Consider the following 13,149-nt stretch of genomic DNA (forward strand, 5'->3'; position numbering starts at 1 on the left):
TCATTAACAATTTGCGAGAGGACAAAATGTATAAAACATCGATGCAAATAGTATTGAAGAATCTATAATTATATTCTTTCTACATATCCAAAAAGTTTATTTAAAGTGATATAAAATGTAACCTTCTGTTTGGGAAATCATCTAAATCTTGGTGTCCAGATATAACAACTACTAAAAATACATGCAAATGGGGTTCATTTTTCCTTATAAAGTCAAAGTCGTTAAAAAAAGATTTATTAGCGATAGAATTGTCAAGTTATCAATCGAGAGACCTTATAATTACGATTGCAAACTTGGTCAAGTTATCGATTTGAGTATTGATGCTCCGCAATTTGGGTTGGAGGTTGATACATTTACAATTATAGATGTAAGTGGGAATACTTTTTTCGATATAATTGTAAAGAGTTGCCCCAATGATAGTAAAATTTCAGATTATCTTAGTATAATAAACACTAATGAAAGTATTTTTATATCTGATGCTTGGGACTCACAAGAATACAAAGGTCCAGGTTTGTTTATAGTAGAAAATATTTTCATAGCCCGAATCTTAAATATTTTGAAAAAAATTAGTCCAGACTCGATAAACATTTCAAATCACAAACTTTTACTTTTTAATGAGACCAAAGCAGATGTTTTTTTTGATTCAGAAATGAAAAAAATTTTAGGCGCAAACTACAAGAACATTTACCACGGGAGCCAGTTCGATTACTATAGTCTACTTAAGAAGCGTGTATATAATTTAGATCAAGATATATTCATATGTGGAACTTATAAATTTGAAAAGAACATAATGGTTGCTCTACTAAATATTGGGTTTAATAAAGAACAAATACATACAGGGAAGTAATGAAAATTAAAAAATTATTTTTATTAGAAGAATCGCCCAAGGAACGAAAGGAATTAGTAGATAAGACTTTAATTTTCGGCGAGCATTTCCTTAATAATTTGTCACATTTGAATGCATATAATGATCCATCTAAAAGCAATTTAAATACGGATAGAAAGTTCGCCATTAATGAGAAATCATCTGGGATAGATGAAATTTTGTCCTTATTAGAGGAAGAATTATTGAGCCCAGGTTTAAATACTGCATCCGGAGCAAACATGGGATACATTCCAGGAGGTGGTATTTTCAGTTCCGCTCTTGGCGATTACATTGCTGCAATCTCCAATAAATATGCTGGGGTATTTTATGCATCTCCTGGTGCCGTTAACATGGAAAATGAACTAATTCGATGGACAGCAGACCTTGTTGGTTATTCAAAGGGTTATGGCGGCAACCTAACTTCAGGGGGAAGTATAGCTAATCTTATAGCGCTCTTAACAGCAAAAAAAGCAAAAAATATAAATATTCGCAATATTGAAAGGACAGTTATATATTGTTCTCATCAATCACATCATAGCATTCAAAGAGCCATAAATATTATTGGTCTTGAGGACTGCATTATTCGCTACATTGATATTGATTCAGAATTACGCATGAATACTGAAAAACTTGAGAAACAGATTGTAGAGGATTTAAAAATTGATTTGAATCCTTTTTTAATTGTAGCAAATGCTGGGTCAACTGATGCTGGCATGATTGATCCTTTATGTGATATCGGAAAAATTGCAACACAATATTCGTTATGGTTTCATATTGACGCTGCTTATGGAGGATTTTATCTTTTGACAAAGAGGGGGCAGAAAAGATTAAAAGGAATTTCTTTAGCGGATTCTATAATTATGGATCCTCATAAAAGTTTATTTCTACCTTACGGATCAGGTGTGGTTTTAGTAAAAAATATTAATAATCTTATCAAAGCTAATCAGTACAGTGCAAATTATATGCAGGATGCCAATGAAGATTCCAATAGTTATTCACCTTCTCAGTTATCGCCCGAATTAAGCAAACACTTTAGAGGATTGAGAATGTGGTTACCATTAAAGCTCTACGGTCACAATACATTTGAACATTATTTAGACGAAAAACTGAACTTAGCAAGGTACTTTTATTCTAATGTAAAAAAAATCGGTTTTGAGGTCGGTCCAAAACCGGATTTATCAATCGTTACTTTTAGATTTCTACCCAAAAACGGGAGTGCAGATGACCTCAACAGATTTATTATAAAAGAAATACAAAACAACGGAAAGGTTTTCATTTCAAGCACCACCATTAATGGAAACTTTACATTAAGAGCTGCAATTGTTTCCTTTAGGACTCATAAAATCGAAGTTGATTCATTATTGAATATCCTTAGTGAAATCCTAAACAAAAAAGATATAACTACACCTCTTCGATAAATGACTGTTTTTTTAAAATGATTTAACAACTCCGATTCTTAACCTAATTCCAGCATCGTTTTGTTCTCCGTTCATATCTTGTATAATAGGCAATGAAAGAGTCAAAGGAAAACTCCAACTGTCGTAGTTAAAATTCGTGCCTATATTTAGAAATCCTAGGTAATAGCCAGAATCTTCATCTACACTACCATCTTCTCGTATTTTATCTAGCCATTCACCATAATAACCACCGAATACAGTCCATCTGTAATTTGTTTCAATGATTTTATATTGAGTATCATTTGAAATTAAGTCCGCTTTCTTTTTTATTTCTTTTATTCTATAGGAAAATGTTACATTTTGAACTGATATATTTCCATAATAATTTCCTTTAAAACCATTCGTCGTGTATTTAAAAGTCCCATTGCCTTGAAGTGCTATATTGTTTTCCCATCGCTTTGAAAATAGCAGCCCGACCATTGGGTCAAATGAACCCGAACCAACCACAACGGTTGTATTGTCAAAATTCGATCCTTTCTGAATTCCTGTTGGTAGTTCGAGACCTCCTTGTAGTGCAATGTTAAAGTTATTTTTTGAATAAGCATTAAAAGTTCCTATTACCATTAAATCTCCTAAACCATTGTCGTTACCGCTATCAGTGTGTAAAAAAACATAGGGAAGTGATGCAGCAATCGTAATTTTATCCGTAATGCCATATCGTACACCTAGAGAATTCACAAAAATGCTTTTAAGTGGCGTTTCTTCGTCCTCTTCTATTCTGGCTTCCTCGATATGTTGACTTTTGATATTGATATTTCGATATTCTACATAGTCTTCTAATACTAATTGTCTTTTTTCGAGGGTTAATAATCCATTGTTGTTATTAAAACTGCCCGAAGAACCAGTTGCTGCACCTGCACAGCACGCACATTGACTATTAGCATAAGTTACAGAAAATAAGATAGTTATAAGTAATATTTTATATTTTTTCATAGATTTTAGATTTATTTTAAAAAACAAAAAATTAATAATTTTAAGATTTTAAAAAGGTTTTTTGTTTGTAGAACGACAGTATTGCTAACACAAATAATATAGCAAGTGAATAATATATGTAAATTGGTGTTATTACCTTGTCTCCTTTCGCATAAGAATGTAATCCCGACAAGTAGAAGTTAACCCCAAAATATGTCATTAGTATAGAATAATAAGACAAAACGCTAAACAAGGCGAGGATCCATTTCCCTCTTAAAATAGGTACTAGTCGCATATGTAGAACAAAAGCATATATCATTATACTAATCAATGCCCAAGTTTCTTTAGGATCCCATGCCCAATATCTTCCCCAACTCTCGTTCGCCCACTGTCCACCTAAAAAATTACCTATAGTTAACATAATAAGTCCCACAGTCAATGACATTTCAGTAATCAGTAGAACTTTTGTTATCGCATCACTTAATAGTTTTTTATTAGATTCATTTAAAAAACACATCATAATCATTGAGACTAATCCAAGTATCATTGCCAATGTAAAAGGTCCGTAGCTTGCAACAATAATAGCAACATGTATCATTAACCAGTAAGAATTTAAAACTGGTTGTAAATTGGCAATTGATGGGTCTAACCAATTCCAATGAGCTACCATGAGTATCATTGAGGCAACAAAAGCTGTTGACGCGACCGTTAAACTTGATTTCCTACCTAGTATTAATCCGAATAACATTGTTGCCCAACTAATGTAAATGATTGTTTCATAAGCATCACTCCAAGGTGCATGTCCTGAAATATACCATCTGCAGATAAGCCCTAAACTCTGTAAGGTAAAAAGAGCGAGAACTAGATAATGCATAATCCTCAAGCAAGTTCTGAAGAACTTTCTAGGTTTGAAAATATTCAGTAATGATAAAACAAGCATTAAAACTCCGGCATACATATACCATTTAAAAAGTTCTTTGAATACATCATATTTGTTATAAAGTAGTTCGGCACTTATTTTATCTTTTGAGGGTCTTACTTTACTTCCAAATTTTATTTGATATCTTTCAATACTCAACAAGAGAGAATCAGATTTAGAATAATTATCTTTATCGAACGAGGTAACTAAAGAAGTAAAATAAAGAGGCAAAATATTTTTTACATAAAGTAAATCCTTGCCTTCAACTCCTGAATGTTCTGTCTCTGAAGCAGAAATCCATTTGTTATTTAAATCATTAGGAATTGGAAAAATTTTAAGTACACGACCAGTAATGATATTATAGAATATATTCACACGTTTATCAGTTTCTATAAAATCTTTTTCATACTGGTTAGGTAGCAAAGAACGATAGGAATCTTTCGCTTGATTTGCAAGTTTATACTTTCCATCTCTATCAAAAAAATCCGCTAACGCTGCATACTTTTCATCAGCTTTTAGCCCAATTAGTTTTCTTAAACTATCATTATCTTTCTTTAAATATATCAAAGGAACATTATACCACACTTTAGGACGTTGCATAATTGAGATAAGAACCTGGTCAGAGTTTAAACCGTTGTAGTAGTCATTCTTACTTATTTTCCTTAGCAATTCTGACGAATAGGTATTTAAAGGTTTCATCCTTCCTACTTCATCCTGTACAACCAATTTACTAAATAGCTTCGCATGCTTAACAGGAACAGCATAAAAATCTATTATAGAATCTAACCGGAATTTAATAACAGACTTTTCAGAATGATTCATTTCCTGACCAAAAGAACTTAGACTGAACAGAGAGAAGAATAGCAGTATAGAGACAAAACCTTTTTTTGAGTAGTTCTTTAATTTTTTCTGTACGATTCCGAATCTTGATTTTTTATCGAACAATAATAAAATTAGACTAAGATATAACAATGCATAACCCAAATATGTAACATTCGTACCAAGATTGTCATGGTTTACCGCTAATATAGTTCCCTTCTCATCAGGGTGATAAGAAGCCTGAAAAAAGCGATATCCATCATAATCTAAGACATGGTTCATATAAATTCTTTCTTTCGTTTCCTTATTCTCATCCAAAACAGAAACTCTACTTTCAAATGAAGAATAACTATTTAATGTACCCGGATATTTTTCCGCAATAAAATCATCAAGCCTAATTTTAAAAGGAAGCTTATATTCCTTACTACCATAAGATAGTTTCAACCTCAAATCATCAATCAAGACAATTTCTGGCACTCCTTTCTTCTTTTCTTTTCCAAACAGGACTAAATCTTTACTTATATTTCCAACTTTAATTTTTAATTCTAGGGCATCATTTTCACCTTTATTATCATATTTAAAATCTGAATTAACATCTAAAACTCCATTTTTGGGAAAAAAGGGAACAACAAATTGTATATTATTAAAATTATAAAGACTCTTTACATGCAACAACGATTTATCATTAGCTATGACATTACCTGAATTTCCAGAGGACATCTCCAAAAAACTTCCGTTAATTGGAACTTTAATAAAAAGCCGCCCATCAATTTCGCTTGTAAAATTAATTGCGTTAATCATAGGTCTATTATAGGTAAAAGTTACATTCGGGGTTTTTAAGATTTCCCCATCCTTAATAAAATGATCAACCCTAACATTTTCGTTCACAGTTACAATTTTCAGATACCTATTCCCGTTTTTATCCTGCTTAAAAACTTGTTTTGCATTCATGATAAAACGGCTATAGATAATATCAACTGGCTTGTTTTGATGATTGGCATGAATGGCAAAATCGTTATTGCAATCTGTTTTTTGAGACAATAATAGAGCCCGGCTTATTACCGTTCTTTTTTGTGAGCCTTTAGTTTCAATTTCGGCTGTTAAATAAGCTTTATCAGAAAGAATCTCTTGTTTACTTTCACCTTCTTTTAATGAAACTATTCCTTCGTAGCCAAAATACCTCGTAATAAAAGCACCAGTTATAATAAAAATAAAGGCAAAGTGGAGTCCTAAAATCACTAATTTGTCTTTCCTGAATAACTTATACTTACCAATATTACATACGAAGTTGATTGTAAACAACAGTAGAATTAATTCGAACCACCATGAATTATAAATAATAATTCTTGCAGTATTCGTATTATAACTATTCTCAATAAAAGTCCCTGCCGCCATAGAGCCAGCAAAAATCACGAACAATAGAGCCATTAAATAATTTGAAGAAAATACCGAAACTAGTTTTCTAATCATTAGATTGATTTTAAAATAAAAATGTTACCGACAATAGTCAGCAATATGTTAAAAGAAGAATTTTTAAAAAATCCCGTGACTAAACACAAGTCATGTTAATCACGGGATCAAACCAAAAACAGGAATTAAATATTATATAGATTTTAAATATTCTATAAGATCATTTTTTTGTTGAGAATTTAACTGAAGATTAAAGTGATTATCATAATGATTAACAACATCTCCCAAAGTGGTAAATCTTCCGTCATGATAATAGCCTCCGGTACTTCTCGCAAACAATCCTCTCAAAGGTGTGGTTCTGTACATTCCAGTAGGTGACCTACTAGCTTCAAAATTATCAATTCCCAACTCAGATGCAGAATGCAGATTAAATCCTGCGTCAGTAAAAATTGGTGATATGTGGCATGTTGCGCATTGACCAACACCTTGAAATACTATCTTACCTGCCGCAGCTGCCGCAGCATCATAACTTCCTGACGGTGGTACGGGAGCGAGTAATGAAAGCTGATATGCCTGCAAACCAGGTAATTTAGGGGTAATTAAATCAGGAGAATTCGTAACATTCCCAAAATTATTTTCACTTGCTATGGGAAACTGAACTGCATTATTCAATCGAGAATCAGAGAAGTTTCCTTTCCCATGCATTTCAAGATTAGCAACAAACGCATTCCAATAAGTCATATCTCCCCATCCTGTATAAGTCGCTAAATTAACCCCTTGCATTCCATAGGCAGCAGGTATTAGATTAGCGGCAATCGTCCCATCTGGTTTCAATGCCTTACCATCCATAAATAGACCAGCATTAAATTTACCTGGACCCCATCCTTGCAATACTGTCATGACCGTTGGTTCATCTACATGGAGTAAATTAGCCAAAAAAGCTGCATTATCAGTAAGTGATACTATCACTCCTACATTAAGATCTCTATTCGGCCAGCCATCCAATCTTTTTCCAATTCCCGCAGCAAATGAGTTATCAACTGTAGAATGACAAAGTGCACAAGTTATGCCTACAGAAGTCATATTTCCACTAGTATCGAAATTACCTTTTAATCCTACCACAGCATTTAACTTTAAAAGAGTAAGTGTAGTAGCCGGACTATTTAAATCAACCTGACCAGCTTGAATTGCCTGAGCAACATCAGCAGGTAGAGCCTCTGAATCAACCTTTAACCCAACAGACAATGCTGTCGCGGGACTAACACCTGAACCATATCCGCCATTTGACGAGCCTTTAATAGCTTTGTCTAAATGTAAAATTCCACTCCAAAAATCTTCATCTCCAAAAGTATCATGTCTAAAAGTTTCTTTTCCTTCTGTTACCAGTGCCGGATCTAAAATTTCTGTAATTGTTTCGGTTCTTATTTCTGTTTCTGTACAACTAGTACTAAAAATACCGACCAGTACCAATGACAACAGACTATAGATTTTATTTATTTTCATTTTTTTAAATTTTATAGATTATTTATTTAACAGTAATCTTACCTTTCATTGTTTTATGAAGATTACAGAAATAATTCTCATTCTTGGTAACAATCTTACTCCAGCTTTGATTTTGATTTATCGGCTTAGATGACCAAGTTTTCTTAATTTCATCTGTAATATCATGTGGATAAAAATCTTTGTTAATCCAAACTATTTTAGATCCTTTTTCAACAACTAAATCCGCAGGTATAAATTTCATTTTTGAAATTTCTATCGTGTAAACTTTAGGAGCCTTTGTCTTCTTTTGACCGCTAACTTGCGGCGCAAAAATCAGCAAGGCAACTAACAGTATAAAGCTTTTATAATAACCTCTCTTTAGTCTCATTATTTTGAAAATTTATGTTGAACCATTTCAGCATGTGACAAGTGAGTTTCTAGTGCAGGTAAAACCGCCTCTAATAGTGACTTTAACTCAGTGTTCTTAGCTTGTGGAATCAAAAGGTCTCTTACAGCAGCAATAACGGCTTTATGGTAAGCAACCTCATTATCAATGTATGCCTTGTTAAAATCTTTTCCTTTTTTTGCTCTCAGTTCTTTCTTTGTGTTTTCAGAAGCACTTAATAAAGATTGACTAACTGCATTATCTTTTGGTGTTACGCCTAATTTTTTAACAAGTGCAACAGCTTGCCCAATAACGGCTTTGTGGTCAGTCATCATCAAGGTTGCAAATTCTTTAATTTCCTTGTCCTTGCTTTTTTCAATAGCTATTTCAGCATAGCTTATGTCTATTTGATTAGCAACCACAGCAACTGATGCTATTTCAGGGTCTGATAATTGGGGTTGTTTTTGCCCAAACGAGAACGACGACACTAGCAGAACCACTAGCACACTTACAGTTTTTTTCATTGAAATAATTTTTTTCATTGTTTTGATAATTTAAAGTTTATATCGTTTGGATGAAAATTCTAGAGTACGGTTACAAAATTTTCCATTTATTTTCGTTAACTCATTAATATGCTACTTGAATTTTGTCTCCATCAACTCCCAGACTAAGTAAATGTTCTTTGATATTATCATTAAAACTTTCTGGTCCGCAGACATAGTAGAATAAATTTGTATCAGTTACCCAAGATTTCAAGAATTCTTTATCAATTCTACCTGATTCACAAGAATCTGAAACTTCTCTGCTCAAAACATTTATACAATTCACTCCTAGCAGTTCATTCAGTTCATCTCGCAATATGATATCTTCTTCTTTCTTATTTGCATACATCAAAACATTGTCTCCCAATCTATTTGTTTTTGATAGATTCCTTATCATAGGTAAAAAAGGAGTAATTCCTGAGCCTGCAGCAATAAATACACCGTCTCCTTTATATTCATATGAATCCCAAGCTTCAGAAATTATTATTTTTGCATCGAGATTCAACTCTGACATCCAAAACGTTAATCGGTTTCTTTGTCGATATACTTTCACTATTATTTCTAGAAAGTCATCTTCATTAGTACTAGTTAACGTAAATGGCGCAAAGTGTTTAAACGATTCTAGGGAATCAATTGACAGTTCAATCGCCTGACCAATAGTGTATTTAAATAATTTTGGTTTTTCTAACAATAACCTTAGCACGTCGTGAGTTATCCATTCTTTATGGATGATTTTTGTGTCGTAATACATCTTTTCTTTGTTTTTTAATTAAACGATTAAATTGTAAATTTGATGGGGTGATTTTTTTTGAATACACCATCAAACGATGCAAATAGGAAATAACACATGTAAAAGAGTGGTACACTATTTATCTTCTGCCTCAGGCAAACTACCGTTTAGATGCAACAAATGATTTAATGGTTACATTTTGTAACCTAAAGTATGGGTCATGCATCTAACTTTAAAATAAAAATATCGATGGAAACAAAAATGGAAAAAGAGCCGCTACCAGTATTGACTGACGAAGTTATAATTGAGCGGATTTTAAAAGGTGAGACTGAATTATTTGAAATTTTGCTTAGAAGATATAATCAGATACTCTATAGAACCGTGAGAAGTTACCTGAACGATGGAAGTGAAATTGAAGATGTCATGCAGGATACATACATCAACGCATTTCAAAAGCTATATCAGTTCAGTAATAAATCATTATTTTCAACTTGGCTGATTCGAATTGGAATTAATGAAGCACTGCAGAAAAACAGAAAACTCAGTAAAGCGAGGTTGCAAACTACATCTTTAGAAGAAAAAACATATCAATTACCAGACAATACTACTATGAGTCAGGAAAATAAAATTGCACAAACAGAGAAAGCAGGCTTTATAGAAAAAGCATTTGAAAAACTCCCAGAAAAATATCGAATTGCTTTTATGCTTAATGAAGTTGAAGGGATGAGTGTTTCCGAAATTTCAAAATGTCTTGAAATAAGTCAAAGTAATGTCAAAGTAAGACTTCATCGTGGAAGAATTATGATGAAAGAGTCACTACTTAGCATGGTTACTAAGTCAGAACTATTCGAATTTGGCAATTCCAGGTGCGATAGAATTGTTGAATATATCATGAAAACTATCAATAAACTATAAATCTAATATAAATAAAATGAAAGTTGTAATTTTTGACGATTATCAAGAAGCTGTAAAAGATTTAACATGTTTCATCCTTCTGGAAGTACATGAAGTAACTGTAACTATGAAATGCACGATAATTAGTATCATCATTCGAAAAGCTTGGTTCTCATTCGTGAAAGAACAAGAATAGATGAAGATTTTTTATCGAAGTTGCCGAGCCTTAAACTAATCAGTCAAACTGGAAAATAGCAAGCCATATTGTTTTAGAAACCTGCAGCAAATATAAAGTATTGGTAGTAGAAGGCATAGGCTCACTGGTTGCTCCTTCGGAACTAACATGGGGTTTGATTTTAAATGCGCAAAGAAAAATTCCACAAGCTATTGCTTACATGAGAAATGGTCTATGGCAAACCAACATTGGTAAAACATTAAAAGGTCAAACTATTGGAATATGGGGTTATTGAAAAATTAGGAAAGAAAATAGCAAATTATGCTAAGGCTTTTGATATGACAGTTTAGTATGGGGAAATGAGAAATCCTTTGCCATTGCGAAAGATGATAGCTGCTTAGTTGCCGAAAATAAAGAAACTTTTTTTAGAACTTCCGACATAATAACATTGCATCTACGATTAGTGACCGAAACTCAAGGAATAGTTAAACAAGCAGATTTACAACAAATGAAAAATGAAGCAATATTTGTTAATACCAGTAGAGCAGAATTGGAAGAAAGAGAGGGGCTCGTGAATGCTTTGTTATCAGGTCGATAGGGTTATGCAATTCTTGATGTGTATGAAGAAGAGCCTGTATATAATAAAGAATATCCATTCCTAAATATGCCAAATGTAATTTGCACACCGCACACGGGATATGTAAAAAAAATGGATATGAACTCTATTTTTCAAAAGCATTTAAGAACATAAATAACTTTGCTAAAGGTAATCCTGAGAATATTATCAATTTACACATCTTGATGTAGTCTTTGTCCTAATTGTGTGCATCTTTCAAATAAGTGAAATGCTTTTTTTTGTAACTTTTTGACATTTTGTAACCTTTGGGTTAGTTGTTTCATCTAATGTCTATAACAAATAAAAAACATTAGAAATGGAAACAAAAAATGCACAATCAATCAGACAAACTTCAGATCTCCTTCGCTATACATATGGTATAGTACCTATCGTGGCTGGACTTGATAAATTTTTTAATTTTCTCACTCACTGGGAAAATTATATTCCATCAAGTTTATCAGAATTGTTGTCTATGTCTCCACATGCGCTCATGATAATAGTTGGGATTATAGAAATTGTTGCTGGTCTGATAGTTTTGGTAAGACCAATTATTGGTGGTTATATAGTGTCAGCTTGGCTTGTACTTATTGGAATATTATTGCTAATCGGCGGTACATTCTTAGACATAGCAGTACGTGATTTTGTGATGGCAATTGGTGCATTTTCACTAACAAGATTAGCAAAATTTACACATAAATATTAGTGTTGAAAATAGGAGCTTATGGGTGGGGTTGGTTAGGGCTTCATTTGTAGGCTCGTACTTCTTTAATGTCCGACGAACATGATTTGATTTCAAATCAAAAAAAACAATAAAAAACTTAAATAAAAATCAAATGGGTGAAGAGTTATTAAAATTGAATGTAATGGTTGACAAGAAACTTCATGCAGATATAGAAACACCTATGCACGCAGGAGCATTCGATATTAGCGATGATTCAAAAATCGAAATAATCGAAGAATGTTTCTACAAGGTTATGCATACTCTCGGACTTAATCTCGAAGATGATAGCCTGAAAAAAACACCTCATCGGGTGGCTAAAATGTTTGTGAAAGAGATTTTTAGCGGTCTCAATCCATCTAACAAACCTGAGATAAAATTATTTAAAAACAAGTATTTGTATGATGAAATGCTTGTTGAAAAAAATATTACACTGCATTCTTATTGCGAACATCACTTTGTGCCAATTATTGGTAAAGTGCACGTAGCATACATATCGAGTGGAGAAGTAATTGGCCTTTCAAAGATTAATCGGCTGGTTCAATATTATGCCAAAAGACCTCAGGTGCAGGAAAGGCTAACTAAGCAAATAGCAGACGGTTTGGTAAAAGCACTAAATACAGACAATGTCGCTGTAATTATAGAAGCAGATCATCTTTGTGTTGCATCTCGAGGAATTAAAGATACCAATAGTAGTACCATTACGTCGTGCTATTATGGAAAATTTAAAAAGAAATCTGTTAGGTCAGAATTAAAATCTTACATAGTATAAATTAACGTCTTAATAGTATTTGTATGAGTAATAGAAAAGCTTTTATAATAACGATTTTAAGTTTTGTGGCATCTATGATATATAGCTAAGTTCATTATCACTAATGATTTAAAAATATTTTAACAACATGTATGGTAGAAAAATCATAATAACCTTAAGTTCAGTAACATTAGGAGTCTTTGGGATAATTTTGAGTTTCGCTCCTAATGTTTTATTAAATTATCGAAATATCACTGTGGATAACGACACTTTAATTCTTGTTCAGATTTTAGGTGCGCTCTATTTTTCATTTGGAGTACTTAATGGATAGCAAAAAGTTGTCTGGTCGACGGAATATATAATCGGCCAATTGTACTTGCAAACTTAGCGCACTATTTTATCGGTGGACTCGCTCTGCTAAAAGGACAACTTTTTAAAACCGACGCATCTTATATGATTTGGCTATTGGGTATG

13 protein-coding genes and 1 pseudogene are annotated in these 13,149 nt (G+C 32.7%); 8 read left to right on the top strand and 6 right to left on the bottom strand.

Annotation, left to right across the window (positions count from 1 at the left end):
* Nucleotides 1-187: 187 nt before the first annotated feature.
* Both LG45_RS15610 and LG45_RS15615 read left to right on the top strand, forming a co-directional pair.
* The gene (locus LG45_RS15610; protein WP_131494673.1) at nucleotides 188-847 is read left to right on the top strand and encodes a ferredoxin reductase domain-containing protein; all 660 of its coding nucleotides are present in this window, start codon (nucleotides 188-190) and stop codon (nucleotides 845-847) included.
* On the top strand, nucleotides 847-2,283 hold the full coding sequence (locus LG45_RS15615) for a pyridoxal phosphate-dependent decarboxylase family protein (protein WP_035128980.1): 1,437 nt from the start codon (nucleotides 847-849) through the stop codon (nucleotides 2,281-2,283). Before LG45_RS15610 ends, LG45_RS15615 begins: the two co-directional genes overlap by 1 nt.
* A 12-nt stretch (nucleotides 2,284-2,295) precedes the next feature.
* Here LG45_RS15615 and LG45_RS15620 read toward each other — a convergent pair whose 3' ends face one another.
* From LG45_RS15620 to LG45_RS15645, 6 genes are all read right to left on the bottom strand, one after another.
* Nucleotides 2,296-3,255, bottom strand: coding sequence for a transporter family protein (locus LG45_RS15620; RefSeq protein ID WP_035128983.1), 960 nt, complete (start codon nucleotides 3,253-3,255; stop codon nucleotides 2,296-2,298).
* Nucleotides 3,256-3,295: 40 nt separating this feature from the next.
* On the bottom strand, nucleotides 3,296-6,442 hold the full coding sequence (locus LG45_RS15625) for a cytochrome c biogenesis protein CcsA (RefSeq protein ID WP_035128986.1): 3,147 nt from the start codon (nucleotides 6,440-6,442) through the stop codon (nucleotides 3,296-3,298).
* A gap of 132 nt (nucleotides 6,443-6,574) precedes the next feature.
* On the bottom strand, nucleotides 6,575-7,885 hold the full coding sequence (locus LG45_RS15630; RefSeq protein ID WP_035128988.1) for a hypothetical protein: 1,311 nt from the start codon (nucleotides 7,883-7,885) through the stop codon (nucleotides 6,575-6,577).
* 22 nt (nucleotides 7,886-7,907) lie between these two features.
* Nucleotides 7,908-8,252 carry a plastocyanin/azurin family copper-binding protein gene (locus LG45_RS15635; protein WP_035128990.1) on the bottom strand — a complete coding sequence of 115 codons (345 nt, stop codon included), beginning with the start codon at nucleotides 8,250-8,252 and terminating at the stop codon, nucleotides 7,908-7,910.
* Entirely contained in the window at nucleotides 8,252-8,791 is a 540-nt protein-coding gene (locus LG45_RS15640) for a DUF4142 domain-containing protein (RefSeq protein ID WP_240471891.1), read from the bottom strand. Before LG45_RS15640 ends, LG45_RS15635 begins: the two co-directional genes overlap by 1 nt.
* An 85-nt stretch (nucleotides 8,792-8,876) precedes the next feature.
* Nucleotides 8,877-9,542: a ferredoxin reductase domain-containing protein gene (locus LG45_RS15645; protein WP_035128993.1), complete on the bottom strand. Its 666-nt coding sequence runs from the start codon at nucleotides 9,540-9,542 to the stop codon at nucleotides 8,877-8,879.
* Between the two features lie 228 nt (nucleotides 9,543-9,770).
* On the opposite strand from LG45_RS15645, the gene LG45_RS15650 reads away from it, so the two are divergent.
* From LG45_RS15650 to folE, 6 genes and pseudogenes are all read left to right on the top strand, one after another.
* Nucleotides 9,771-10,436 carry an RNA polymerase sigma factor gene (locus LG45_RS15650; protein ID WP_035129186.1) on the top strand — a complete coding sequence of 222 codons (666 nt, stop codon included), beginning with the start codon at nucleotides 9,771-9,773 and terminating at the stop codon, nucleotides 10,434-10,436.
* Between the two features lie 16 nt (nucleotides 10,437-10,452).
* Nucleotides 10,453-10,611: a hypothetical protein gene (locus LG45_RS16590; protein WP_205620522.1), complete on the top strand. Its 159-nt coding sequence runs from the start codon at nucleotides 10,453-10,455 to the stop codon at nucleotides 10,609-10,611.
* A 100-nt stretch (nucleotides 10,612-10,711) separates the two neighbouring features.
* Entirely contained in the window at nucleotides 10,712-10,885 is a 174-nt protein-coding gene (locus tag LG45_RS16595) for a hypothetical protein (RefSeq protein WP_205620523.1), read from the top strand.
* 153 nt (nucleotides 10,886-11,038) lie between these two features.
* Nucleotides 11,039-11,341, top strand: a pseudogene (locus tag LG45_RS16690) (NAD(P)-dependent oxidoreductase).
* Between the two features lie 181 nt (nucleotides 11,342-11,522).
* Entirely contained in the window at nucleotides 11,523-11,909 is a 387-nt protein-coding gene (locus tag LG45_RS15660) for a tRNA (5-methylaminomethyl-2-thiouridylate)-methyltransferase (protein WP_035128996.1), read from the top strand.
* Between the two features lie 130 nt (nucleotides 11,910-12,039).
* Complete coding sequence (gene folE, locus LG45_RS15665) at nucleotides 12,040-12,696, top strand: GTP cyclohydrolase I FolE (RefSeq protein WP_035129000.1); 657 nt, start codon at nucleotides 12,040-12,042, stop codon at nucleotides 12,694-12,696.
* Nucleotides 12,697-13,149: the final 453 nt, after the last annotated feature.

The organism is Flavobacterium aquatile LMG 4008 = ATCC 11947, from assembly GCF_000757385.1.
GTDB lineage: Bacteria > Bacteroidota > Bacteroidia > Flavobacteriales > Flavobacteriaceae > Flavobacterium > Flavobacterium aquatile.

Coding starts and splice junctions, on each gene's coding strand:
- LG45_RS15610 (WP_131494673.1), top strand. CDS start 188: ATGGGGTTCATTTTTCCTTATAAAGTCAAAGTCGTTAAAAAAAGATTT.
- LG45_RS15615 (WP_035128980.1), top strand. CDS start 847: ATGAAAATTAAAAAATTATTTTTATTAGAAGAATCGCCCAAGGAACGA.
- LG45_RS15620 (WP_035128983.1), bottom strand. CDS start 3,255: ATGAAAAAATATAAAATATTACTTATAACTATCTTATTTTCTGTAACT.
- LG45_RS15625 (WP_035128986.1), bottom strand. CDS start 6,442: ATGATTAGAAAACTAGTTTCGGTATTTTCTTCAAATTATTTAATGGCT.
- LG45_RS15630 (WP_035128988.1), bottom strand. CDS start 7,885: ATGAAAATAAATAAAATCTATAGTCTGTTGTCATTGGTACTGGTCGGT.
- LG45_RS15635 (WP_035128990.1), bottom strand. CDS start 8,252: ATGAGACTAAAGAGAGGTTATTATAAAAGCTTTATACTGTTAGTTGCC.
- LG45_RS15640 (WP_240471891.1), bottom strand. CDS start 8,791: ATGAAAAAAATTATTTCAATGAAAAAAACTGTAAGTGTGCTAGTGGTT.
- LG45_RS15645 (WP_035128993.1), bottom strand. CDS start 9,542: ATGTATTACGACACAAAAATCATCCATAAAGAATGGATAACTCACGAC.
- LG45_RS15650 (WP_035129186.1), top strand. CDS start 9,771: ATGGAAACAAAAATGGAAAAAGAGCCGCTACCAGTATTGACTGACGAA.
- LG45_RS16590 (WP_205620522.1), top strand. CDS start 10,453: ATGAAAGTTGTAATTTTTGACGATTATCAAGAAGCTGTAAAAGATTTA.
- LG45_RS15660 (WP_035128996.1), top strand. CDS start 11,523: ATGGAAACAAAAAATGCACAATCAATCAGACAAACTTCAGATCTCCTT.
- folE (WP_035129000.1), top strand. CDS start 12,040: ATGGGTGAAGAGTTATTAAAATTGAATGTAATGGTTGACAAGAAACTT.